Below are 25,894 nucleotides of genomic sequence, written 5' to 3' on the forward strand. Positions count from 1 at the left end.
TCTTAGTTCCCAGAATGTTCTCGGAGCTAGGTACATTTTTCAACTAGGGACTGCCCCTAATCACTGCCAAACAGGTCGCGAGTATACACTTTATCGGCCACATCCGTTAAATCTTCACTCATACGGTTAGATACAATAACATCCGCTTCCGCTTTAAACGCGTCAAAATTTGTAATCACACGTGAGTGAAAGAAATGCTCTTCTTTTAATACGGGCTCATACACAATCACTTCAACCCCTTTAGCTTTGATGCGCTTCATGATGCCCTGAATAGAAGAAGCTCGGAAATTGTCAGATCCAGCCTTCATGATCAAGCGATTAATTCCGACAACTTTTGGGTTTCGTTTCAAAATCGCTTCTGCTACAAAGTCTTTGCGGGTGCGGTTAGCATCGACAATCGCCCCAACAATGTTGTTCGGTACATCTTGGTAGTTGGCAAGCAGTTGTTTAGTGTCTTTTGGCAAGCAGTAACCACCGTAGCCAAAAGAAGGGTTATTGTAGTGATTACCGATGCGAGGGTCTAATCCTACCCCTTCGATTATCTGGCGGGCATCGAGTCCGTGCGCTTCTGCGTAAGAGTCGAGCTCATTGAAGTAAGCCACGCGCATTGCAAGATACGTATTAGAGAATAGCTTTACTGCCTCAGCTTCGGTTGAGTCGGTGAACAGTACTTCAATATTGGACTTCTCTGCACCCTCGACAAGAAGGTCCGCAAATACTTTGGCGCGTTCACTTTGCTCACCGACAATAATTCGTGAAGGCTGAAGGTTATCAAGCAGCGCTTTACCTTCACGTAAAAACTCAGGAGAAAACAGAATGTTTTCGCAATTGAGATCCTGCTTGACTCGCGCGGTATAGCCTACAGGAACCGTAGACTTAATCACCATCACTGCATTTGGGTTGATAGTCTGCACATCCTTGATAACGGCTTCAACCGATGAAGTATTGAAGTAGTTGGTTTGCGGGTCATAATCGGTCGGGGTGGCAATCACCACATAGTCCGCGTCTTGGTAAGCAGGTGTTTTATCCAGCGTTGCGGTAAAGTTGAGTTTTCTATTAGCAAGAAAGTCTTCAATTTCCGCATCGACAATAGGAGACTGCTTGCTATTCAGCATTTCTACTTTTTCTTTAATGATGTCAACGGCAACCACTTCATGGTTTTGTGCTAACAACATAGCATTTGAAAGGCCAACATAGCCTGTACCCGCAACTGCAATTTTCAAAATTATACCTTTAATTATTATATTGATATCGGCAAGCTATCCGCCGTAACCCGTAACCCGTAACCCGTAACCCGTAACCCGTAACCCTAAGAGCAAGATTTCCTATCTCGTTCGTACCTCACTGTAGGGAATGACGGAAAAACGGTTCGTGTGCTAACGTAGGGTGTGAGCAGTTTTGTTTTCATATAACAAACGTCATCCTCGAGTGTGAGTCGACGAGCCCATCGGGGCTCTCGCTTATACTCTTTCAAGGAACTAGGAACTACTCCTTTCTAGGTTATTTAAACTTTAACGTAGCGTCCTCTTACTCATGAGCTTATATCTAACCATTTACTATCTTCATATACTCAGCCACACCTTCAGCAACCGATTTAAGCTCATGGTCACAACCTGTAGCACGCAGCTTGGTTAAATCAGCCTGAGTAAACTCTTGGTATGCACCCTTTAGGTGTTCTGGGAACGGAATCGTTTCAATCTCGCCTTGACCGTGATGCTTGATAACCGCGTTGGCTACCTCTTGGAATGATTCGGCATTGCCAGTACCTAGATTGAAGATACCTGACTTACGATTTTGTAAGAACCAAAGGTTAACCGCAGCTACGTCGCCGACATAAACAAAGTCGCGTTTGAAGGTTTCGCTACCGGCGAATAACTTAGGGTTCTCTCCAGCTTTCATTTGATTATTAAGATGGAAAGCAACCGAAGCCATTGAGCCTTTATGTTGCTCACGTGGGCCATACACGTTGAAGTAGCGGAATCCGGTAACTTGAGACAATGTTTCACCGTGTTCCTCCGCATCTTCCCAAATGCGACGCACATAGTTATCGAATTGCTGCTTAGAGTAACCGTATACGTTTAAAGCACCTTCATACTCCTTCTCTTCAATAAAAGTATCTGTTTCACCGTAAGTTGCAGCGGAAGAGGCATAAAGGAACGGTATCTCACGCTCTAGACAGAAATGCAGCAGTTCTTTCGAGTACTCATAATTGTTGAGCATCATGTATTTGCCATCCCACTCTGTCGTAGCAGAACAAGCACCCTCATGGAAGATTGCTTCGATCGGCCCAAAGTCGTCACCGGCCATTACTTGAGTTAGAAAATCGTCACGGTCCATGTAGTCAGTGATGTCTAAATCAACCAAGTTCTGGAACTTCTTACCATTTTTTAGGTTGTCGACGACCAAAATGTCGTTAATACCTTTATCATTCAATGCTTTAACAATGTTGCTGCCAATCATGCCAGCGCCGCCAGTTACGATGATCATAACCTTTCCTTCTCTATTTACTTTAGTGGATTCTAGCAAGATAGCTTTACGGATAAAATATCTAATTGCTCATGTTTTGAATATTGTCTCCAGTGCTCGCATACATATTGCGTATCATGTAAAATGAGAGCTTATATTTTAATTGTCGACTTAGTCTTAAGTATAATGCGTTGTATAGAATTAGGTTTCGCAGGTAATAGTAAGGGAAATTAGTGAAAATATTGGTAACAGGTGGCGCTGGCTTTATCGGCTCAGCAGTCGTGCGTCATATCATCGAAAATACGAATGATAGTGTTGTAAATGTAGATTGCTTGACCTATGCGGGTAACTTAGAATCTCTAGCCTCTATAGAACCGAATGAACGTTATGCTTTCGAGCAAGTTAATATTTGCAGTGGGGCTGAATTGGATCGGGTATTTCAAACCCATAAACCAGATGCTGTAATGCACTTAGCAGCAGAGTCCCATGTTGATCGCTCCATTACTGGACCAGCTACTTTTATTGAAACCAATATTGTAGGTACTTATACGCTATTAGAAGCGACTCGAGAATACTGGAATACGCTTGATGATCATGCTAAAGCGGTATTTCGTTTTCACCATATCTCCACTGACGAGGTATATGGTGACCTTCCTCATCCTGATGACGTGCCTGAGGGAACAGAGCTTCCAATGTTCTTGGAAACGACATCTTATGAACCATCTAGTCCTTATTCTGCTTCAAAAGCATCAAGTGACCACTTAGTTAGGGCTTGGCTTCGTACCTATGGTCTCCCTACTATAGTCACCAATTGTTCCAATAACTACGGGCCCTATCACTTTCCAGAAAAGTTAATTCCTCTCGTTATTCTAAATGCGCTAGAAGGTAAAGAGCTACCGGTTTATGGTAAAGGTGACCAAATTCGAGATTGGCTATTTGTCGAAGACCATGCCAGAGCACTCTACAAAGTCGTGACAGAAGGTGAGATTGGTGAAACTTATAACATCGGAGGCCACAACGAGAAAAAAAATATAGAAGTTGTGGAAGCTATTTGCTCCATTTTGGACGCCATTGTACCTAAAGAGGTTCCATATTCTGAGCAAATTACCTATGTTCAAGACCGCCCCGGACACGATCGTCGTTATGCAATTGATTCTTCAAAGATGCAACATAAACTAGCTTGGACACCAGTAGAGACATTTGAAACGGGTCTTAAAAAAACTGTTCAATGGTATTTGGATAATCAAAAGTGGTGCCAAAATGTTCAGGATGGAAGCTATCAGCGTGAACGTTTAGGTATGGAGTAAATGGTATGAAAGGTATTGTATTAGCTGGCGGTTCAGGTACACGTTTGTACCCTCTGACTCGAGGAGTTTCTAAACAACTCTTACCGATTTACGATAAGCCAATGGTGTTTTATCCGATATCCACGTTAATGTTAGCAGGTATTAAAGATATTCTAATTATTACTACGCCGGAGGATAATGAGGGCTTTAAACGATTGTTGGGTGACGGTTCGGATTTTGGCATCAATCTGGAGTATGCCATTCAGTCAAGTCCTGATGGTTTAGCGCAAGCATTCATAATTGGAGAAGAGTTTATAGGGGGTGATTCGGCATGTTTAGTGCTGGGTGATAACATTTTCTATGGACAGCATTTTTCAGAGGCTCTGTATTCAGCGGCAAATAATAAATGCGGTGCCACTGTATTTGGGTATCAAGTCAAAGATCCTGAGCGTTTTGGAGTGGTTGAGTTTGATGACAACATGAAAGCGGTTTCTATTGAAGAAAAACCACTTCAACCGAAATCTAACTATGCGGTTACGGGGTTATACTTCTATGATAATCGGGTTGTAGATTTTGCTAAACAGGTGACACCTTCAGAACGTGGTGAGTTAGAAATTACGTCAATTAATGATATGTATCTACAAGATGGTTCTTTGAATGTCGAACTATTAGGGCGTGGGTTTGCTTGGTTAGATACCGGAACTCATGAGAGTTTGCATGAAGCATCTTCTTTCGTACAAACCATTGAGCATGTTCAAGGTTTAAAAGTAGCTTGCTTAGAGGAGATCTCTTGGCGCCAAGGTTGGTTGACTGATGCTCAAATTGAAAAATTAGCTAAGCCTATGCTGAAGAATGATTATGGCCAGTATCTAATGTCACTAGTAGAGGGAAAGTAACCTGATGAAAGTTATGATTACTGGTTGTAATGGTCAAGTTGGTAGTTGTCTGGTCGAACAGCTTAAGGGCAAGGCTGAGTTATTGGCCGTCGACTATAAAGGTCTTGATATAACTCAAGAAGAAGCAGTTGCAGAGTGCGTGGCGCAGTTTAATCCTGATTTTATTATCAATGCTGCAGCTCATACCGCAGTCGATAAGGCAGAAGAAGAAATCGAGTCTTCGTATGCAATTAACTGCGATGGGCCAAAGTACCTAGCTGAAGCAGCCCAGCAATGCGGGGCTGTCATTCTGCATATCTCCACAGATTATGTGTTTGATGGTCAAGGAGAGAAGGCTTATAAAGAATCGGATATGACTGGGCCACAAGGTATTTATGGTGAGAGTAAACTTGCAGGTGAAAAAGCGGTAGCGGAAGCCTGTGAGAAACATTTAATTTTGCGTACAGCATGGGTCTTTGGTGAGCGTGGTAATAACTTCGTTAAAACCATGTTGCGCCTAGCCGAGAGCCGCAGTGAGCTGAGTGTCGTTGATGATCAGTTTGGAGGGCCTACTTATGCGGGCGATATTGCATCCGCATTAATTAAAATGGCCAAATTGGTGGAGTCTGGATCTAAAGTCGATTGGGGTATTTATCATTATTCCGGCATGCCATATGCGAGTTGGTTTGAATTCGCTAAGGAAGTTTTCATAATGGCACAAGCACAAGGTGTTATTGAGCAACAGCCTAGTTTGTTATCAATCCCTACGTCGGCTTATCCGACTCCGGCTAAGCGCCCTGCAAATTCACGTATGGATTGTGGTAAAATAGCAAAGCAGTTTGATATTACGCCAAGTGACTGGCAACAAGCCCTACAAAATATTTCAGATTATAAGTAGTTATTATGAAAGTTATTGATACCGATATACCCGATGTCAAAATTATTGAACCAGCAGTCTTTGGTGATGAACGCGGTTTTTTTATGGAAACTTGGCAGCAAAAAAAGTTTGAAGAGCTAGTAACAGGCAAACCAACTCAGTTTGTGCAAGACAATCACTCAAAATCGAAGAAGGGAATCTTGCGTGGCTTACATTATCAAACGGCAAACACTCAAGGAAAGCTAGTAAGAGTTGTGAGTGGTGAGGTTTTTGATGTGGCTGTGGATATCAGAAAAGACTCTCCGACATTTGGAAAATGGGTTGGGGTATATTTATCGGAAGAGAACAAAAGACAACTTTGGGTCCCAGAGGGGTTTGCTCATGGTTTCTACGTGACAAGTGAGGTAGCCGAGTTTGTGTACAAGTGCACAGATTATTACAACTCGTTAGCAGAGCACTCAATTTTATGGAACGATGAAGAGTTAGCTATCAATTGGCCGATTAATGAGAATGAACAACCTAGTTTATCAGTTAAAGATATTGCGGGTTGTACCTTTGCCGAAGCAGTTTATTTGTAATTGGTGTTGTAGATGAGAGATATAGCAAGAGAAGCTGAGCAAGGTATGTTCAATAGATTTTTTTCTAAGTATATGCAACGGTGGCACTCACATACGGGAAAAGATGATATTCAAGTTGGAATTTTTTCTTACCACGTCTGGTCGACATTAGGGTGGCATGACATAAAACAAAGATATAGACGTTCTGTATTAGGGCCATTCTGGTTCACACTTAGCACACTAATCATGGTTGGCGTATTAGGTATACTATACTCAACATTATTAAACCAAGAGATAAAGGACTATTTGCCTTATCTTGGTGTAGGATTAGTTGTTTGGCAGTATATTAGTACTTGCTTTAATGAGGGTAGTAATACGTTCATATCCTATGGTTATATTATGAAGCAAGCAAGAATGCCTATTACTACCCATGTGATGAGGGTGGTATGGCGTAATTTCATTATTCTTCTTCATAGCCTTCCGGTTGTTGTTTTTTTAATGATATTATTTGGTCATAATTTGACAATTAGTTTTCTTGGGGTTGTACCAGGTTTACTTATCGTATTGTTGAATACTGTCTGGATTAGCATCGTTTTAAGTATTCTGTGTGCAAGGTTTAGAGATATATTACCTATTGTAACTAATATTATACAAGTGGCATTCTTTTTTACTCCTATTATGTGGTCTAAAGAATTGCTAAAAGATAGAGCTTGGGCTGCTGATATTAATCCATTCCACCATATGATAGAAATAGTCAGAGCTCCTATTTTAGGTTCAGAGATTGATTTACTTTCGTGGGTATTTTCAATTGTAACACTGGTTGTTGGTTTTTTGTTCGCCCATTATTTGATGGTCAAATGTCGTGACCGAGTTCCATACTGGTTATAGAGGAATATCTATGAGTGTAAATCTTACAGCAGAAAACCTTACAGTAGAGTTCCCTATTTATGAGAACTCTCACCGTTCTTTAAAAAAGAAAGTTATAAATATGACTACTGGAGGAAAAATAGGCAGTGATGCAGGTAAACACCCAGTAGTAAGAGCTTTAGATGGCCTAAACTTTACAATAAGTGAAGGGGATCGTGTCGGCTTGGTTGGCCATAATGGTTCTGGCAAAACAACGTTACTACGTGTGTTAAATGGTGTTTATTCCCCAGTCCAGGGTAGTCTTCAAACCACTGGTCGAATTGCATCATTGCTTGATGTTTCTATGGGGTTAGATCCTGACGCAACTGGCTTTGAAAATATATTTATTAAAGGTCTCATGGATGGCCTAGCTCCTGAAGCGATTCGAAACAAAATAGATGAGATTGCAGATTTTACCGAGTTAGGTGAGTATTTAAATTTGCCTGTTAAGACATATTCGAGTGGTATGATGCTTCGTTTGGCATTCTCAATATCTACTAGTGTTGAAGCAGACATTATCATTATGGATGAGTGGCTAAGTGTTGGAGATGCTGCCTTTAATCAAAAAGCTTCAGAGCGCTTAACGTCGTTAATAGATAAATCATCGATTTTAATCATTGCTTCTCATGATCCAACTTTGATTGAAAGTGTATGTAATAGAAAAATACATATGGAACACGGAAAAATAATTTCTGATGAGAGAGTTTAAAGTCTATTACGAATATAGGTCAGTAGATGAAAAGAGATAGCTTTATATTAAAGGCTTCAGAATATAGTTTTTCAAGGCCCCCGCTAAATATTTTAAAAGGCATGGTTAGCGCTTACTTGGCTTATCCAATTGCTGAGAAAATGGAAAAAAGGAATGTAACGAGCAAGTTTAAAGAACTTAATCGACATTATAAGCTTTCTTTTTCAGAGAGAGAGTCTCTTATACAACAAAACCTCTTTGATACACTCAGCTTTGTTCAAGTAAATGTTCCCTATTATAGAGACCTCTTCAAAGATATATCCTTTTCGCCGAATCTTATAAAAAAGGATATAGCATACCTAAATGATGTTCCTCTCCTTACAAAGGATATAATTAGAGAGCAAGGTGATCGACTTCTGTCCAGACCCTTGAAGGAAATAAGACATCATGTTTGTAAAACTGGTGGTTCTACAGGGTCGTCATGTTTCATATACTATGATCAAGCATCCGCAGATTATTCTTCAGCCATAACTCTTTTTTCCAGAGATAGTATTGGTAATTCGAAGTCTAAGTCTGAACTCCATTTTGCATGTAGGTTTTTAGGAGAAGAGCAACCTGATTGGCCAAATAGAGAAGATTTTAAATGTTTTGCAATGAACCGGAGTAATATCTTTTTTTCTTCCCTTGATGAAGCTGGGTTAGAAGAAATTATTAGAACTTTGAGAAATAGACGGCCACACCTAGTTCATGCGCATCCTTCAACTATATACTCTTTGGCCTGTTATATTGAAGGAAAATATAAAAGTATGTGCCTTTTCGACGTGTTTGAATCTAGTGGGGAGTTGCTAGAGGACTATATGCGCGAGAAAATTCAAAAAGTTCTATGCTGCCGAGTAATAAATAGATATGGGCTCGCTGAATTAGGAGTTATGGCGTATCAATTTGAGGGGCGTTCTGACATGTTTGTTTATGACTCTGAAGGCTACCCTGAGAGTTTTGAACATAGTGATGGCCGACGTGAGTTAGTGTTTACAGGCTTTCGGAATAGGCTGATGCCACTAATTAGATACAAGACGGGTGATCTCGCTTCGGTAGAGAAAAGGTTGGATGGTTTTTATTTGACAAATGTGACAGGGCGTATTCACGACGTTGTTAGGCTTCGTGGGAAGGAATTCCCAACTCATCATATTCAAGATGTGTTAGACCATAGAGTCGGGGGCATACAAGAGTTTCAAATAGATACACGTAGTGATAAGCCGATTCTTCGATTAGCGCTGGAACTAAGTGCCAACCGAGATGAAGTTCAGGCTAAAGTAGAGCACTACTGGCCCAATGCTTTTAATATTAAGTTTGTAGAGCACGATGATTTTGTGCGTGTTGGACATCGTTCGAAATTTAGGCATGTGGTTGACAGATGATTGGTATATTAAACTCAAAATTAGAGGCATTTAAATATGTCTTTGGTGCATTTAAACGTTCATTTTCTGATTCTCAAATTTTGGAGTTGGAGAGTCTTGAAGATCTTGAGTTCAAGAAGGTTTCTGCGCTAGTTTTAATTTCACCTACCGAGCAACAACTTGGTAGTGCTATAGCTATAAGTTGTATAAAAAAGCTAGTTATATTGGGAACTATTCCTATCAGTTACTCAGATGTTTTTCAGTTCCACCTGGGGGATTGGCCTCAAGGTGAATGGGGTAAAGCCCCAAGCGCTGATACGTACAAATTCTCTGAAAGTAGGGAAATTGTCGAGTATACAGAAAACTCTAAGAGGCGTTTTGGTTGTACTTATGACCGTCCCTTGGAAAGGTTCGATTTTATGGACGAATGGAACAACCTTGGGTATGGAGCTATAAAAACAACTAATGATATTTGGTCTCTTTCATTTCCAGCTATCTTTGATCAAAAGAATGTATTGTCGAATATTAACAAGGATGGGGAGTTGATCTGTTCATACTCTTCGTTTATTGAATTAGAAGACAAATTCTGCCTTTGGTTTAATAGAGAAGTGGGGCCAGTAGACTCATATGAATGGCAGATTATAGAATACTACCTGTCTTCAATCCCGGTAGATGGGGGCAACTGTTATCCTGTATTATTAGAAGTTCCTACTGGGTTTGATTGCGCCATTACGATGAGACTAGACTGTGATGAGGATATTGAATCTAGTCGTTATCTTTGGAACGCATATAGGGAGGAAAGCATCCCTTTCTCACTTGCAATCCACACCAAGAACCTGAGCGATGAACGACATTTTCCGATTATGCGGGAATTAGACCTCGCAGGAGAGGCTATACTTTCTCATACTGCAACTCATGCACCAAATTGGGGAGGTTCATATGAGTCTGCATTATCTGAAGCAAAAATTTCTGCAGATCTGATAGAGAGTGTTATCAATAAGCGTGTTGTATATGCTGTTTCTCCTTTCCATCATACTCCTATATATGCGTTAAAAGCGCTGAATGATGCGGGCTACAAAGGCTGTATTGGTGGCATTATTAAGAATGATCCTGAGTTCTTGACCTTCAATGGAGGAAATCTTGCTGATTTACCTGATAGTTTTATCGGACATAGTCAACAAGTAATGCTTCATGGAGATTGTATTTTAGATGATGGAGGTGACTCCATTAGGATTTATAAGAAATCGTTTGATATTTCCAAGAAAACTAACACTATATTTGGCTATTTAGATCATCCATTTTCGGATAGATACCAATATGGTTGGGAAAGTGAGAAGCAAAGAAAAGATGTTCATTTTGAGTTAATTGACTATATTCGTAGTAATTCAAATACACCATGCTTTATGAACGAAGTTGATGCAATGAACTTTTTACAAGATAAAGAAAAATTATATCCAATAATTGCTAATGGAGTGCCAACATTAGCCTTAAAAAAAGGGTATATTAGACAAAGCTTATTTATACCTAAGGTTATGTATAAAGGGGTAGTATTTGATGGGGCGATACGTGACTAGAGCAGAAACTACAATTGTTCTATTTTCCACTGCAGATTGGAAAGAACCCTATTGGACTAATAAGCAGCATACTGCAAAGGTTTTATCCAATCTAGGCTACTCTGTTATATATGTAGAGAGTATAGGCCTAAGGGCGCCAAAAATTGGAAGCTCTAAAGATATTAGACGTATTTTAAATCGCGTATATACAGGGCTCCAATCACTAGTTTGCGGTGCAGATAAACAGAGTGATAAGTTAGTAGTTTTATCTCCGTTGGTGCTACCTAACCCAAAGAACTATCAGCTTATAAAAAAGCTAAATAGCTTTATTCTTAATTTTCTGATTAAAAGAGAATTAGCTAGGTTTTGTAATAATTATCTCATCGCCTGGACTTATCACCCATTTGTGCAAGATGTGGTTGATAAGATGGAGTTTGATAAAATCATATATCATTCAGTTGACGATCTATCGAAGATACCGGGTATCGAAGAAAGCAACTTTAACTCTCATGAAGAACGGTTGTTAAATATTTGTGATCATGTATTTGTTACCACTAAAAGCCTCGAGAAACGCTGTTCAAAAATTAATGAATCGGTACATTACCACTCTAATGTAGTAGATTTTGGACATTTTTCAAATTCTAACAAATCCACTGATGAAAAATTACATATTGTAAGAAAAAGCAAAGCCAAAAAAGTTATCTATCATGGTGTTCTATCAGACTTTAAAGTTGACTTTAAGTTACTATTTAAAGTGGCGAGCATGTGTCATGAATTGGAATTCTATATAATTGGTCAGGAGCGAGAAGGGCAGAAAAATAATGATTTTTTTGAACTGAAATCCCTAAGCAATGTTTATCATTTGGGATATGTTCCTTATTCTGATTTGCCAGATTTTTTACATCTAATGGATGTTGGGATTTTACCTACATTGTTAAATGAATATACAGATTCAATGTTTCCAATGAAGTTTTATGAATACGTAGCAGCGGGTCTACCCGTTGTTTCAACGAAACTTAATTTCACTGAATATACTAAAAATGAGGCTATATCTGTTTCAGATAGTTATGAAGTATTTGCTGAAAACATAAGAAGGCATATTGAGCAAGGGAAATTAGATGCTCGAGTAGCTAAGGAAATTATAGGGGATAATACGTGGATTGGACGCACTAAAAAAATGTTAGCCATAATAGAAGGAAGTGACTAGTGAAAGTTTTATTCGCAACATACCCAATGGCCTTTCACACACCAGGTGGAGGAGAGATTCAACTTCTAGCGTACAAAAAAGCACTTGAAGGTAAAGGGGTACAAGTAGACTTGTTTAATCCTTGGAAGCCTAACTTTGTAGAGTATGATCTAGTCCATTTCTTTTCTTGCGTTGGTGGCTCTATACACTTTTGCAACTTTATTCGTAATTTAGGTATACCACTAGTAGTTACTTCAAGCCTCTGGATTACAGAAGAAACAAAAGAGCTTTATCCGTATGAAGAAATATCTGCCCAGTTGAACTTGTCCGATTCCATTATTACCAATTCTGAAATGGAAAGTGATGAACTTTCCAAAGTTCTCAATATAGAGAGGGAAAAATTTCATAGTGTTTATAATGCTGTAGATGAACTATTCTTCAACAAAGTAGATGGTTCATTGTTTAGGAATGAATTTGATATTGAAGGCAAGTTTGTTTTAAATGTAGCTAATATAGAACCAAGAAAGAACCAATTGTCTTTAGCTAGGGCAATGCAATCTTTTGATGATAGGAAGTTAGTGTTAATTGGGCATGTTAGAGATCATAGTTATTTCGACGCAGTGAAGGCAGAGTTAGCACCAGAAAAAATAGTGCATATAGATGGCATAGACCACTATTCCCCTCTACTTCGTTCAGCATATGATGCTGCAGATGTATTCTGTTTGCCAAGTACTCTGGAAACTCCGGGGTTAGCTGCATTAGAGGCAAAAGCGCTGGGGACAAAGGGAGTCATTACTCAAGAGGGCTCCACTAAAGAATATTTCGGTGATAGTGTTGTCTATTGTGACCCCAGTAATGATTACAGTATCAGGGAAGCAATTAAAGAAGCAACTTCGAATGACGATAAAATAGTTAGTTCTAAGGCTGACAATCTATATTCTTGGGATGAAGCAATTGAAAAGCTTATTATCACTTATGAAGAAACCATAGCGGAGAAAAATTTTTTTTCGCAAAAGTAATGAGGTAAAAATGGTCGAGCTTGCTATTGGTATAGTGACATACAATACCAAAGAATCAGAATTGGAGATGTGGCTACATTCTCTCAAACAAGCTAAAAATTATTCTGAGTCTAAAGGGTTAGATTTGAATATTAAGCTTATATACATCGATAATGGTAATAAAAGTCAGGCATTATCAGCTTATGAAAATGTAACGCGATTGGATAGTAGGGGTAATATTGGATTTACAGTAGCGTCTAACTTAATTGTTGAAGAGATGCTCTCCAATACTGGTGCTGAATATTATTTAACAGGGAACCCCGATGGGATGTTCCATCCATACTTTTTTTACGAAATTATCACTTTTGCCAAAGGGAAGCCTTTAGCGATTGTCGAGTGTAGTCAGTTTCCTGAAGAGCACCCAAAAATGTATGATAAGGAAACATTTGAGGTGTCTTGGGCTTCGGGGTGCGCTTCTCTTTATCCTAGAGAAATCCTCAACAAAGTTGGTAGTCTAGATGAGAACTTCTTCATGTATTGTGAGGATGTTGATTTTTCTTGGAGAACAAAATTGGCCGGCTATAAAGTTCTTCATTGTCCGAATGCTTTATATGCCCATTTTGTTATCAATAGAAAAGCTACAAAAACAACCACTAAATTCTTTTACGAAAGTGGTCGTTATTTAGGGAAGAAATACCACAACGCAGAGTTTGTTGATTTTTGTGAAGAGGTGCTCGTGGCTGAAGGTATCTACAGCACTTATGAAGAATTGCCACAGATTGAAGTGAACGGTTTGCCGGCTAGTAAAGAGCAAGCAATCGATGTTTCAAATTTTGTCGAAAAATTTTATTTTTCCCGAGGTAGATGGTCATGAAAGACGTATCAGTTATTGTAAGATATCACAACAAAGGTGATTTTGACTTGCTCAAGAATGCCTTGTTCTCTTTGTGTATTCAAGGTGATGTAACGGTAACTCCACTAATTATTCTTCATAATTGCGAGGAAAATATAATTAGAGAGATTAAAGAGTATATATCTTTTCTTTCCTCTGATTGGGCGATGAAGAAACGTTTTGTAATCGAAAACATTAACGATGATTCAGATATTCGTTCAACAATGCTAAATAGAGGCATCGCCCTCAACGAGTCTAGATATTTAGCATTTCTTGACTATGACGACGTTATTTATAATGGTGCATATGAATATCTTCTTGAACGACTTGAAAAAACAAACACGGCATTCTCTGCAGGTGGGTGTAGAAAAGCCACATTTGATGTGAGTGGTCGTTATAATTATTGTGAAAGTAAAGTTCCATTTCTTAACTTTACTCCGAATATTTTCTATTTTTTGGTTGATAACTTTCTACCTATTCATAGTTATATGATCGACACTCATATGGTTAAGCAAGATGATTTGTATTTTGATGAGTCACTCTGTGCTTTAGAGGACTATGAGCTTCTTATTAGATTAGTTAGTAAATATAGGATGGATTTAAAAGGGTTAGATCACTTTGTGTGCGAATATCGAATTCGTAATGATGAAACTCACACCACTCCGTTTCATGATCTGTCTTTAATAGATGGTGACGAGAAGTGGTCTCATGGTAGGAGTAAAATATCAGAGTTACTGGGTGAACTTAAGTTTGAGCTTAGCCTAAAAGAACTAAAAGAACTGATTTAAAACTCGTCCGATAAGACCCTATTATGATAATTAAAGACTTAGTAAATAAATCTCACTCTAACAGTTCCGATTTAGTCAATAACTTTCTACTATCCGTCTATCAATGGCGCGATGACATACAAACAGCTATTGACAATGAAAGCCAGAACTGGGAACTAAAATTGATTTATTGGTGGTTGACTGAAGGCAGAGAGGGGTATCCAAATTGCGATGTTTCAGTAGGCCTAAGTTCTGACTTTATGTTGCACCACGTTTACTCATTTCAAGCTGGGTATTCTAATACGACTTGTCTGGCTCCTTTCACCAATATGATTGACGTTTGTATCGAGTCAAACCTAAGTATTGGATCGAAAGAATTTAATGAGTGGATGTACCGATGGGCGTATCCTTCGATATTGAAAAGTAATAGTAAGATTGAAAAAGTGTTCGTAGGACGAATGCTTTTTTGGGCTTACGAGAATGAAGGTGAACGCATTTCATCAGAATCAATCGAAACATTTGAACAGTTTGTAATAACAATTGGTATCGAGCCTAAAGAAGGCTTTAGAAGTTACGCAGATAAATTTAAGCACCTAGTTAACATCTTTGGGGAGCCTGCCTTAGAAATCGGCATTGGAATTGATGCTAGATTGATAAAAAAAGTTTTCGATAATGCTGATATTATCAGTGAATATTTTGATAAAACTTTCGAAGATAGCTATGCTCCAATTAACGTATTTGCTACACCAGCACCTAGCGCAATGGTCTATTTGGGAGGCTTGGAAAATTCACTTGCAGTTGGTCTTTCAGTCAATATTCTATCTAGTCCTTCAGAGCATAAAGATTGGCCTGCGTGTAATGAATTTTTATTGGATTATTTCGATGAAGTTTGGCTACATTCGGAATTCGTATACCAGTCATTGCCAGCTTCTATTAGGAAAGAGAAAGCACGAGTCGTTCCTCTACCAGTGAGCATTCTAGGTACACCTGATAAAAATACCTCTTCTCACTTTTTTGATAAGTACCATAATATTTATTCAAAGCCTTCATATAAATTTATTATATCTTTTGACCTTTGCTCTTCGGTTTCGCGAAAGAACCCTTATGCGGCCATTGATGCTTTTCTGTTAGCTTTTGAAGAATGTTGTAGTGATGTTTCTCTGATTGTGAAACTAAATAATGGTGATCTAAGGCCTGAGCTTGCGAAGGAATTGGAAGTTTATTGTAGTCAGTCAAGTAATATTTATGTAATAAATGAGCGTGTTTCGTTTGATGAGTTATTAGCTCTCTATAGCTCGATAGACTGCTATATTTCGTTACATCGCTCGGAAGGCTTTGGAAGAAATATTGCGGAGATGATGCTGCTTAAAAAACCAGTGATTGTAACAGCGTTTTCGGGAAATTTAGACTTCAATGATCATTTGAACAGCTGGCTTGTTCCATATGAGCTAGTGAGTATGAAGCCTGATGAGTATTTGTATTCTAAGAATCAGTTTTGGGCTAATGCTGACTTAAATGTGGCTGCTAAGCTAATGCAAGAAGTTTTCAATTCAAATGATACTGAAGTTAAAGTAAACAACGCTTATGAGACTATAGCTAAAAATTACTCAATAGAGACTTGTGCAAAGAAGTATAGAAATATTTTGGAGAGCTTTATATGAGCGTTGCTACTCAAAAACAGGATTTTATCATTTATGCGCCAGATATACATCAAGGAGATGCAGTGGGAAACCACTGTCTAGGAGTATATAGGCTTGCTGAGCGTTTGGGATTTCAGCCCAAAATAGCAGCGCTTCGCTCGACGTTTGACGGTGCAGTTTACCGTACTACTCCGGTTGAGTCTGTCTTGAATAGTACAAACGATAAGCATATTATTTTTGTCAGTTATTCTATTTATGATGAAAATATCGAAAGATTGTCTAGTCAAAACTGTCGAAAGATCTGTTATTTTCATAACGTCACTACTCCAAGTTTGTTAGAAGAGTTCGACCCAATAACAGCAGACCTGTGTCGCAAATCATTCGATCAGTTCTCTTTTCTTGCCCAGTTTGATTTGCTTTTTTGTAACTCCACCTTTTCAAAAGAAAGCTTAGGTGACGTTGGTAAACATGCTCTAGTTATTCCACCAATATTCCCAGATCAGCTAGCTACCTTTTCGGAGAAAACTAATACAAATGAGGGTCCTAGGGATACGCTAACTTATATAGGAAGGTTGGTACCTCATAAAAATCTGGAAGATTTGATTACTATAATTTCCGAAGCCAAGAAAAAGTTTGGGAAAGCTTTGAAGTTAAATATCATTGGTAATGATTGTAACCTAAGATACAGTAACTACCTTAAAGAATTAGCAAGTGATCTTGATGTTGCGAAACAATGTATATTTCATGGTGCAATATCAACTGATATGATGATATCAATTCTATCTACATCTGATGTATATATTACAGCAAGCGAGCACGAAGGGTTCTGCATACCAGTTTTGGAAGCTTCCCTTATGGGAATTCCATCCGTAGTAAAAGGAGGCTCGGCGACAGAAGAGCTTTTGAACTGCAAAGAACTTGTATTTCACGAACCTGAAGATGCAACAAATAAAGTAATTAACCTACTTGAAGATGAAGAAATGTATTCTAAATTTTGCAATCAATCACAGATAACGGTTGATAAAGTATTTAGTTTAATTAGTGATGAAAGTTGGAAAAAAGCGATTGAAACAGTTGCCTAGCTGCAGAAAGGAATTGACAGCTTTTATTTTTTTAGTTTCACCTAAAAACTGGGATCGATAGAAGTAAGGATATTTAATACCTAGAATTAATTTAGGTCAAACTAATACTTTTATCGGTTGCTATCATCAAACCTGAACAGTTTAGTTATCTTGGCTTGAGTTTTCCAATTTATCGGGCTCGTAGGAGATTTATTATGTTAGTTCCCGTCATTATGGCTGGCGGTACGGGTAGTCGCTTATGGCCGCTATCGCGTGACCTTTACCCTAAGCAATTTTTAAAGATTGCGGGTGAGCAATCAATGCTTCAACAGACTTGCGCCCGCTTGCAAGGTCTTGAACACCAACCCACGCTATTAATTTGTAACGAAGAGCATCGTTTTATCGCGGCGGAGCAGATGCGCTCGGGTGGGTTCAATCACTCTGGTATTATTTTGGAGCCCGTAGGACGTAATACAGCACCTGCGATTGCTCTAGCTGCACTTCAGGCATTGAAGCAGGCGGAACAAATTGGTTGTAGTACTGAGCCTGTACTATTAGTTTTGGCTGCCGATCATCTGATAGAAGATAGATTGGCTTTTCAATCCGCAGTTAATACGGCAATGCCATTTGCGGAATCTAATCAATTAGTGACTTTTGGCATAGTACCAACAGTGGCTGAGACAGGGTATGGCTATATCAAGCGTGGTGCATCACACGGTGAATCTGCGTTCAAGGTTGACAGCTTTGTAGAAAAACCAGATTTTTCTACAGCAGAAGCCTACTTAGATTCAGGTGAATATTATTGGAATAGTGGCATGTTTATGTTCAAAGCGACGCAATATATTGCAGAACTTGAAAAGCATAATCCTGATATGCTTAAGGCTTGTGAAAAAGCAATGGCCGAAACACAACCCGACTTGGATTTTATCCGTGTTGATAAAGAAGCCTTTTCTGCATGTCCCTCAGATTCAGTTGATTATGCAGTGATGGAACCAGTATGTGCTCCCAATGGTTCGGGTAAACTGGTAGTAATCCCTATGGATGCAGGTTGGAGCGATGTAGGGTCGTGGTCGGCATTATGGGATGTTTCAGATAAAGATGGCCAAAACAACGTACATAAAGGTGACGTTATATCTGTTGACTCAAACCACAACTATGTGCATTCAGAAAATAAGCTGATTGCCACAGTAGGTGTTAGTAATTTAGTCGTAGTTGAAACCAAAGATGCAATCTTGGTTGCTAATAAATCGCAAGTACAAGAAGTTAAAGCAATTGTGAAGCAGCTGAAGTCCTCCGATCGAAGTGAGTATAGAATCCACCGCGAAGTTTATCGCCCTTGGGGGAAATATGATTCAATTGACTTTGGCTCGCGCGATCAAGTTAAACGGATTACTGTAAATCCAGGTCAAAAACTGTCTATACAGAAACATTACCATCGAGCTGAACATTGGATTGTTGTATCTGGAACTGCTCGCGTGACTAATGGCGATGAAGTACTTTTGGTTACTGAAGATCAATCAACGTACATTCCTTTGGGTACAATTCATGCCCTTGAAAATCCAGGAAAAATACCTTTGGAAATGATCGAAGTCCAAACAGGGTCTTATCTCGGTGAAGATGATATAGTGAGATTCGAAGATCGTTATGGGAGAGTTGATTAATGTTAACTAGCTCCCGAGTAATTGAAGACAGTGGCGTTCTCTTTGGCACTAGTGGCGCGCGTGGTTTAGTCGAACAGTTTACCCCAGACGTGTGTGGTGCTTTTACTCATGCATTTATAAAAACTATGCAAGGCCAGGTTAGTTTTCGCTCCGTTGCTATCGGTATTGATAACCGACCAAGCAGCCCCTTGATGGCTCAAGCCTGCATTAAGGCTCTAAGTCAATTGGGCATAAAGGCGGATTATTATGGAGTTGTACCTACTCCAGCATTAGCATATGTAGCTATGCAAGATAATATTCCTTGCATAATGGTTACAGGAAGTCATATTCCGTTTGAACGCAACGGTCTAAAATTCTATCGACCAGATGGAGAGATTAGCAAAGCTGATGAACAAGCTATTGTCACTGCTAACGCACGGTTCGCCCCATTAGATGATTTGCCAGAGTTAGTCGTTAACCCAAATGCTGCTAGTAAGTATATTGAACGCTATACAAATTTATTTAGTGATGATCTTCTAAGAGGTAAACGCATAGGGATATACGAGCATTCAAGTGCGGGCAGAGATTTATATGCCCCTTTGTTTACTATCCTTGGTGCGGATGTTATATCGCTAGAACGTAGTGATGAATTTGTACCGATTGATACTGAAGCCGTATCTGATTCAGATAAACGTAAAGCAAAGTACTGGTCACAGCTGCATAACTTAGATGCTATTTTTTCAACCGATGGAGATGGAGACCGCCCATTGGTTGCCGATGAACATGGAGAATGGTTACGTGGAGATATTCTAGGTTTATTGTGTTCACAAGCAATTGGTATTGAAGCTATCGCGGTTCCTGTTAGTTGCAATAGCATAATAGATGCTGATGCCGGGTTTAGCCGTGTAGAACGCACCAAGATTGGCTCTCCTTATGTGATAGCCCAGTTAGAGGTATTGAATAAATGTTATCAATCAATAGCGGGCTTTGAGGCGAATGGCGGCTACCTGCTAGGCAGTGATGTCTTGATTAATAACAATATACTAAAGGCCTTACCTACACGGGATGCGGTGCTACCGGCTTTGATATTATTGTCAGCAGCAAAGGAAAAGGGAATTTCACAATTGGTCAGCGCATTACCTAATCGCGTGACATATAGTGATCGGATTCAAAATTTTGCAACCGAGCGTAGTCAACGCATTATAAACCAAGGGATAGAGGATCCTCGGAGATTGCTAGATCAATTGGGCTTTAGGGATTTTGATGTCCTCCACGTGGACACAACTGACGGATTGCGCATAACATCATCAGATGACAGTATTATCCATCTTCGTCCTTCGGGTAATGCCCCCGAGCTTCGTTGTTATGCTGAAGCTGATAGCCTAGTTAAGGCGCGCATGTATGTAGACATGAGCCTGCAAAAAATCTGCAACATAGCGCATTAAGTATCCGATAGATAGAAGTTGAAGCGTCCATGTACACCCTAGTTTACATGGGCCTTTGAAGCTTCCTTACTTATGATTAGCGGCTAATGCTAAATCCCATCTACTATTTAGCTTAAAATGTATGTGAACCTCTGTTGTTCGAAGTTTTTCTACCTCTATTCTCTAGTTACCACAGACTCTCAATTTTTCTAAACGCCACTCCTTAAAATTCTCGTGACTATAAGGGGGGGCGGGTTGCACTGGTAGACGAATGCTCTAGGAAGGTCATCTAGTGCAAGATTTCACCCCTACGCTCAGCTCAAATAACCTCTTTCACTGTAGTGCTTGACTGTATTCTTTGGTGAGAAAATGTTAGATTAGACACTCCATATTGTGCCGTTAAAGGGATAGTCTCTATCATACCCCTTTAACAAAATAAATTTCTCTGCCAGCCTTGAAAGATCAAAATGTATATTGAGAATAAACTAAAGGTTTTACATGTTTACAGAACGTACTTCCCTGATCCACCAGGAGGGCTTCAAGAAGCAATTAAGCAAATATGTTTAAGCGTGGCACCTCTAGGTGTTGAGTCTAAAATCTTCACACTGTCTCCCAACCCTTATCCTAGTTCAGTTCATTTAGATGAGGGAGAGGTTATACGAGAAAAGTCTCTCATTAGTGTTGCATCTTGTGATATTGGGGGCTGGAAAAGCTTTAAAAAATTTAGAGAATTAGTTGAATGGTGTGATGTTGTACAGCTCCACTTTCCTTGGCCATTTGTTGATCTATTAAATCTTATCATCCCTAAAGATAAGCCAACTATAATGACCTATCACTCTGATATTGTGCGTCAAAAGTTCTTGGGCAATATTTATCGACCTTTGATGAACAGAACATTAAGAAGTGTAGATCGTATTGTTGCGACATCTCAAAACTATGTTGATTCAAGTCCTGTTCTTAGCAGGGATGAGTATAAAACTAAGATTGAAGTCGCTCCTTTATGCTTAAAGGACAATTCAATAGCGTTTACTTCACAGTACCAAGACGAAACTCTTTCTAAGTTTGGACTAAAGAAAGAAAACTACATTTTGGCTCTAGGTGTACTTCGCTATTACAAAGGTTTTCATACTTTGGTTGAAGCGGCTGTAAATCTAGATACAACAGTCGTTATTGCTGGTTCTGGCCCTGAATCAAAATCGTTAAAGTCTTTAGCAGAAAAGTTAAATTTAATGAACGTAGTATTTACGGGGCAGTTAGAAGAAGACGAAAAACATGTGCTCATCCAAAATTCGATCTTGTTAACGTTACCTTCTCATCTGCGTTCAGAAGCGTTTGGTGTTGTTCTTGTAGAAGCTTTGATGCACTCCAAACCTCTGGTGACATGCGGAATAGGAACCGGAACATCCTATGTGAATCAACATGGAGAGACAGGGTTGGTTGTTGAGCCTGAAAATCCTGCTGCACTCAGTAAGGCGATTAATGATATCCTTGGCAATAGTCATATGCAGCTTGAATTTAGCCAAAATGCACGTAAACGATTTGATAGTACATTTTCGGATAAGGTAGTGCGTGATGAGTATATGAGAATATATAAATCATTGTTACGCCGCTGAATTTTTAGCTATATGTACGTCATTGAAGTACGCGCTAGATTATGTTTTATTGAAATAATTGTATAAGATACAATGAGGTTATGGGTTGGACTTGTTTTGCCTAAGTATATATTACATATTAAACTGGTTCTCGTTTTACAAATAGGTAAATAATATGAAAGATATTGTTGTTTTGTTTTTGATTTATACTGACAATCACCTTGGTGAAGGTATGTTGGAAATAAATAAAATATTAGGCAGAATGTTTGGTTCTTTCAATGCCAATTATGTCATTGTCGACAATGCTGATTCTATAGAAGAACGTTGTGATAATAACCAATACTTTATACACGGCGATAATTCTTGTTTTGATTTTTCTGGTTGGGATAAAGGATATGTTTTTGCTGAAGAACAAGGTTTAATAAAAAGTGATTCAATTATTTTGTTTGCGAACGACACTTTTTTTCAGAGAAACTATGCTGATGGTGAAAACTTCTTGGATGTTTTTGATTCAAATATCATTCAGGGCAGGAATTTAGATGAATCAGCCATTGGGTATTTGGATGATTTCCCTAAAGTTGTCACGCTCGATGGTATCGAATATAAGTCTTGGATAAGAAGTAATATATTCTTTATTCCACAAGGAGTGATGAGAAAACTTGGCTCAATGGTTTTTGATTTTCCCAAGTCTAGAATATTCTCAGATGATATCAAAAAGTTCTGGAGTGATGACCCTTTAATATCAGCTAATTGGAAGGCTTATATTTCTAGTTGGCTTTTTGGTATGCAAGATGAAAAATTCCCTGAATACAAGTTGAATTGGCTCAAATCTCGCCCGTTAGATGATAGTAACTGGTTGTTTTTTCAAAATAAGGCAATGACGATCTTATCTGAACACTACCTGACCGCTCGACTTTTTGATATGAAAGTTCCTATTATAGATACAAACGTTTTTCCTAAGGATGACCTACGACATATAAAAGATTATTACAAGGTGCAGTGATTATGAATAGTGTTTTAATTACAGGGGCATTTCGAGGTCTTGGAAGGTCGTTGACACAAGTTTTTCTATCTAATAACTACAAGGTCATTGCTTGTGGTAGAAATAGGGATAATGAAATAAAACATAAAAACCTGACTTTTTTAGAGTTGGATTTAACAGATAATGAATCTATTTCGAGAGCGACTAACCTGATTGAGAGTAAAAGCATCGATGTTGACGTTTTAATTAATAATGCAGGTGTTTATCTTGAGAAGGAGTATAAGGAAACCTCTCCAATTGATATCGATTTCGAGTTGATCGAGAAAAGCATGCAGGTTAACTTTTATGCGCCCATGAAATTAATGCAGTCCGTGTCCAAGGTAATGAAGGAAAATCGAACTGGTAAAGTTGTAAATGTTTCTTCTGCTTGGGGGTCATATAGTCTTTCAGAACAACTTGAAGACTATGGTAAATCATTTGCTTATAGAATTTCCAAGCAGTGTTTAAACTATACAACGTTATTGCTTGCTGATGAGTTGAAAGACTATGATTTGATCGAAGTGATAGCATTTTGCCCAGGGTGGATGCGCACTGATATGGGAGGTAAAGATGGTCCGAAAAATCCTTTAGAATCAGCACAAGAAATCTTTGAACTGGCAACCTCTCATGTTGGAAGTGGCGAATTTTATAAAGGAAAAGAAAAAATTGACTGGTAAAGTTAAGTATTCAATAATTGTGCCATGCTATAACGAAGAGCATTATATTTCCAATATTTTAAAGTCATTAGAATTGACTGAATACGATGTCGATAAATTTGAAGTTATTGTTTCATTAAACAATTGTAAAGACAGAACTGAAGAAGTTGTTTGTAATTATAAGTCAACGTCTAAAATGAATATCAGAGTTGTGCATGAGCGTACACCAGGTGTTTCATATGCAAGAAATTTTGGTGCCAAATGTGCGGTTGGCGATTATTATATTTTCCTTGATGCTGATAATATAGTCCAAAAGTCTTTCTTCAGAGATGTAGATGAATTTTCTTCGGACCGTAACTTTTCTGTTGCCACAATTAAAACTATGCCCGATAGAAATAGCTTAAGAGGTTTTGTCTTCTTTTTCTTGCTGGAGTGGATAAAGGTAACTTTTCAAAAGCCTTTTGGGAAAAGTATTATACGAAAAGATATATTTGAAGAAATCAAAGGGTTTGATACAGGTATTAAACTTGGAGAAAATATCGACGTTCTTTTGAAAGCCAAGAGGGCGAGTAAGCAGCATGGCGGAATATACCAACATTTAAGTAATTCCATATACTGCTCATTGAGAAGATTTGATGAGCAAGGATATACAAAGATTGCTTTACCTTGGTTGGTAGCCTACCTAGGGGTGAAAACGTTAGACTACAAGACCTTTTCTGAGATAGAAAAAGTTGATATTAAGCGCCGTAGATGGATACTTGATTCGCTTCCTGTTAGATACTTTCACTCATACTTACTATACCCAGTGTTAGAAAAGTTAGAAAATCGTAGTATTTCATCTAAGTTGAATTGTTTCTCAGAGTTTGAAGAGGCTGTAGGTAAGAGACGTGATGAAATCATAAAGCAAAAACTTTATACGGTCTTAAAAGAAGCAGGTGAACATGTACCTTATTATAGGCGACTATTTAAGGAATATAACTTCAAAGCAGAGGATATTCTAAAGGATATACGGAATATCGAGAAGCTACCTTATTTAACTAAAGATATAGTTCAACGAGAAGGCAATAATCTTATCGATGTTAGATACCAGAGTAATACCTTACATAAACGAAAAACAAGTGGTTCTTCAGGTGTTTCGACGTCAATTTATTATTCTCAAGAGGCACTAGATTGGAGTTCTGCTTCTCATCTATATGTGAGTTCCTGGTCTGGAAAAAAACCTCACATGAAGGAAATACATCTATCAACTAAGTTCCCTGAATCATTGCCTCTTCAAGAGCGAATTAGAGAGAACGTAAAATGTAAAGCTCTTAATCGTGCAAATATAACGACACATTCTTTTGATGATGTAGATATGGAGCACATACTTAGAGGAATAACAGAAGAGAACGCTTATAGTATTGAAGGTCACCCTTCTACATTATATGCATTGGCTCTGTATATCAAAAATAAAAACTTGTTGTTTTCCAAGCCACCGTTTGATGTATTTGTATCTACAGGTGAAGTCCTTGACAGTAAGAAACGTGATGTGATTAAAAAGTATATTGGTTGTAGTATATACAATCGATATGGTAATGCTGAGTTTGGTGTTATTGCACATGAAAGAGAATGCTGTAACCAGTCTTTGAAAGTCATAGATAACATGGTGTTTCCTGAGTTATACAGTAGTGAACGCGACAATAGCGAACATTCCTCTTTAGGAAAAAGTGAACTTGTCTTGAGCACCTTAACGAATACCGCGATGCCTCTTATTCGATACCGGACAGGTGATTTGGTTGAGAGTTTAGTTAAGAACGACAATGGCTACCTAATTACTAATATTGAAGGTAGAGTTCACGATTTGGTTAATATTGGAAGTAAAATATATCCTACTCATTATATTCAGGATCTCTTTGGCAGACTAGGTGATATTACCGAGTTTCAGATTGAAGCTGTTGATGATAGTAAGATCAATCTTTATATAGTGGCACCTAATGTTGATGAGCATCAAACAATAAAGTCAAAAGTCGAAAAGTGGTGGAATGAGTCAGTAGAGGTTCATTTTGTTCAACTCCATCAACTAAAGAAATCAGGGTGGCGTGATAAATTTAGATACGTTATCAGGCAATAGAAAAGATAAACATATGCTCAAGGGTATACTTTGAGACTGTCTTAAATTCTGTGTAACTGTCTAAACTTAAAGCCGTAATGGCTAAGGATAGGCACATGGATAAGAAAGCACTTGAAGCTTTTGCTAAAGAAGCTGCAAAGGGAATTAAAACTCCCGAAGACTTAACTGAATTCAGTCAGATGCTCAAAAAGATCACTGTTGAGGCTGCTCTCAACGCTGAAATGGATGAGCATCTTGGCTATGAAAAACACCAACCTTCTAAATCCAATAACAGCCGAAATGGAAAGAGTTCCAAGAGTGTA

Annotated in this window: 23 protein-coding genes; 21 read left to right on the forward strand and 2 right to left on the reverse strand. The window is 38.5% G+C overall.

Annotation, left to right across the window (positions count from 1 at the left end; genetic code table 11):
- Window positions 1–56: 56 nt before the first annotated feature.
- Window positions 57–1,223, reverse strand: coding sequence for a nucleotide sugar dehydrogenase (locus DPF91_RS17165; protein WP_117235669.1), 1,167 nt, complete (start codon window positions 1,221–1,223; stop codon window positions 57–59).
- Window positions 1,224–1,545: 322 nt separating this feature from the next.
- Complete coding sequence (gene rfaD, locus DPF91_RS17170) at window positions 1,546–2,487, reverse strand: ADP-glyceromanno-heptose 6-epimerase (protein ID WP_117235670.1); 942 nt, start codon at window positions 2,485–2,487, stop codon at window positions 1,546–1,548.
- A 212-nt stretch (window positions 2,488–2,699) separates the two neighbouring features.
- Here rfaD and rfbB point away from each other — a divergent pair, with 212 nt between their 5' ends.
- The 21 genes from rfbB to DPF91_RS17275 all read left to right on the forward strand — a co-directional run.
- Entirely contained in the window at window positions 2,700–3,773 is a 1,074-nt protein-coding gene (rfbB, locus tag DPF91_RS17175; RefSeq protein ID WP_117235671.1) for a dTDP-glucose 4,6-dehydratase, read from the forward strand.
- Window positions 3,774–3,778: 5 nt separating this feature from the next.
- Window positions 3,779–4,648: a glucose-1-phosphate thymidylyltransferase RfbA gene (gene rfbA / locus DPF91_RS17180; RefSeq protein ID WP_117235672.1), complete on the forward strand. Its 870-nt coding sequence runs from the start codon at window positions 3,779–3,781 to the stop codon at window positions 4,646–4,648.
- A gap of 4 nt (window positions 4,649–4,652) precedes the next feature.
- Window positions 4,653–5,525 (forward strand): dTDP-4-dehydrorhamnose reductase, encoded by an 873-nt coding sequence (rfbD, locus tag DPF91_RS17185; RefSeq protein WP_117235673.1) that lies wholly within the window; start codon window positions 4,653–4,655, stop codon window positions 5,523–5,525.
- A 5-nt stretch (window positions 5,526–5,530) separates the two neighbouring features.
- The gene (gene rfbC, locus DPF91_RS17190; protein WP_117235674.1) at window positions 5,531–6,082 is read left to right on the forward strand and encodes a dTDP-4-dehydrorhamnose 3,5-epimerase; all 552 of its coding nucleotides are present in this window, start codon (window positions 5,531–5,533) and stop codon (window positions 6,080–6,082) included.
- Between the two features lie 12 nt (window positions 6,083–6,094).
- The gene (locus DPF91_RS17195; protein WP_206355582.1) at window positions 6,095–6,949 is read left to right on the forward strand and encodes an ABC transporter permease; all 855 of its coding nucleotides are present in this window, start codon (window positions 6,095–6,097) and stop codon (window positions 6,947–6,949) included.
- Window positions 6,950–6,959: 10 nt separating this feature from the next.
- Complete coding sequence (locus DPF91_RS17200) at window positions 6,960–7,676, forward strand: ABC transporter ATP-binding protein (protein ID WP_117235675.1); 717 nt, start codon at window positions 6,960–6,962, stop codon at window positions 7,674–7,676.
- A 26-nt stretch (window positions 7,677–7,702) separates the two neighbouring features.
- Window positions 7,703–9,073 (forward strand): phenylacetate--CoA ligase family protein, encoded by a 1,371-nt coding sequence (locus tag DPF91_RS17205; RefSeq protein ID WP_117235676.1) that lies wholly within the window; start codon window positions 7,703–7,705, stop codon window positions 9,071–9,073.
- Window positions 9,070–10,626, forward strand: a complete 1,557-nt coding sequence (locus tag DPF91_RS17210; protein WP_117235677.1) for a polysaccharide deacetylase family protein — start codon at window positions 9,070–9,072, stop codon at window positions 10,624–10,626. The genes DPF91_RS17205 and DPF91_RS17210 overlap by 4 nt, the downstream gene beginning before the upstream one ends.
- Window positions 10,619–11,812, forward strand: a complete 1,194-nt coding sequence (locus DPF91_RS17215) for a glycosyltransferase (RefSeq protein WP_164684224.1) — start codon at window positions 10,619–10,621, stop codon at window positions 11,810–11,812. Before DPF91_RS17210 ends, DPF91_RS17215 begins: the two co-directional genes overlap by 8 nt.
- Window positions 11,812–12,810: a glycosyltransferase gene (locus DPF91_RS17220; protein ID WP_117235679.1), complete on the forward strand. Its 999-nt coding sequence runs from the start codon at window positions 11,812–11,814 to the stop codon at window positions 12,808–12,810. The genes DPF91_RS17215 and DPF91_RS17220 overlap by 1 nt, the downstream gene beginning before the upstream one ends.
- Window positions 12,811–12,820: 10 nt before the next feature.
- Window positions 12,821–13,663 (forward strand): glycosyltransferase family 2 protein, encoded by an 843-nt coding sequence (locus tag DPF91_RS17225; RefSeq protein ID WP_117235680.1) that lies wholly within the window; start codon window positions 12,821–12,823, stop codon window positions 13,661–13,663.
- The gene (locus DPF91_RS17230; RefSeq protein ID WP_164684226.1) at window positions 13,660–14,469 is read left to right on the forward strand and encodes a glycosyltransferase; all 810 of its coding nucleotides are present in this window, start codon (window positions 13,660–13,662) and stop codon (window positions 14,467–14,469) included. The genes DPF91_RS17225 and DPF91_RS17230 overlap by 4 nt, the downstream gene beginning before the upstream one ends.
- 23 nt (window positions 14,470–14,492) lie before the next feature.
- Entirely contained in the window at window positions 14,493–16,109 is a 1,617-nt protein-coding gene (locus tag DPF91_RS17235; protein ID WP_117235682.1) for a glycosyltransferase, read from the forward strand.
- On the forward strand, window positions 16,106–17,170 hold the full coding sequence (locus tag DPF91_RS17240; protein WP_117235683.1) for a glycosyltransferase family 4 protein: 1,065 nt from the start codon (window positions 16,106–16,108) through the stop codon (window positions 17,168–17,170). The genes DPF91_RS17235 and DPF91_RS17240 overlap by 4 nt, the downstream gene beginning before the upstream one ends.
- Before the next feature lie 194 nt (window positions 17,171–17,364).
- On the forward strand, window positions 17,365–18,810 hold the full coding sequence (locus DPF91_RS17245; RefSeq protein WP_117235684.1) for a mannose-1-phosphate guanylyltransferase/mannose-6-phosphate isomerase: 1,446 nt from the start codon (window positions 17,365–17,367) through the stop codon (window positions 18,808–18,810).
- Window positions 18,810–20,234, forward strand: coding sequence for a phosphomannomutase (locus DPF91_RS17250; RefSeq protein WP_117235685.1), 1,425 nt, complete (start codon window positions 18,810–18,812; stop codon window positions 20,232–20,234). The genes DPF91_RS17245 and DPF91_RS17250 overlap by 1 nt, the downstream gene beginning before the upstream one ends.
- 446 nt (window positions 20,235–20,680) lie before the next feature.
- Window positions 20,681–21,826 carry a glycosyltransferase gene (locus DPF91_RS17255; protein WP_117235686.1) on the forward strand — a complete coding sequence of 382 codons (1,146 nt, stop codon included), beginning with the start codon at window positions 20,681–20,683 and terminating at the stop codon, window positions 21,824–21,826.
- A gap of 154 nt (window positions 21,827–21,980) precedes the next feature.
- On the forward strand, window positions 21,981–22,808 hold the full coding sequence (locus DPF91_RS17260; RefSeq protein ID WP_117235687.1) for a hypothetical protein: 828 nt from the start codon (window positions 21,981–21,983) through the stop codon (window positions 22,806–22,808).
- Between the two features lie 2 nt (window positions 22,809–22,810).
- The gene (locus DPF91_RS17265; protein WP_117235688.1) at window positions 22,811–23,503 is read left to right on the forward strand and encodes an SDR family NAD(P)-dependent oxidoreductase; all 693 of its coding nucleotides are present in this window, start codon (window positions 22,811–22,813) and stop codon (window positions 23,501–23,503) included.
- Window positions 23,454–25,592: a glycosyltransferase gene (locus DPF91_RS17270; RefSeq protein ID WP_117235689.1), complete on the forward strand. Its 2,139-nt coding sequence runs from the start codon at window positions 23,454–23,456 to the stop codon at window positions 25,590–25,592. Before DPF91_RS17265 ends, DPF91_RS17270 begins: the two co-directional genes overlap by 50 nt.
- 95 nt (window positions 25,593–25,687) lie before the next feature.
- Window positions 25,688–25,894, forward strand: a 207-nt coding sequence (locus DPF91_RS17275) for a transposase (RefSeq protein ID WP_206355536.1), incomplete at its 3' end; no start/stop codon positions are given.

It is taken from the genome of Vibrio maerlii, assembly GCF_003415655.1.
Lineage (GTDB): Bacteria > Pseudomonadota > Gammaproteobacteria > Enterobacterales > Vibrionaceae > Vibrio > Vibrio maerlii.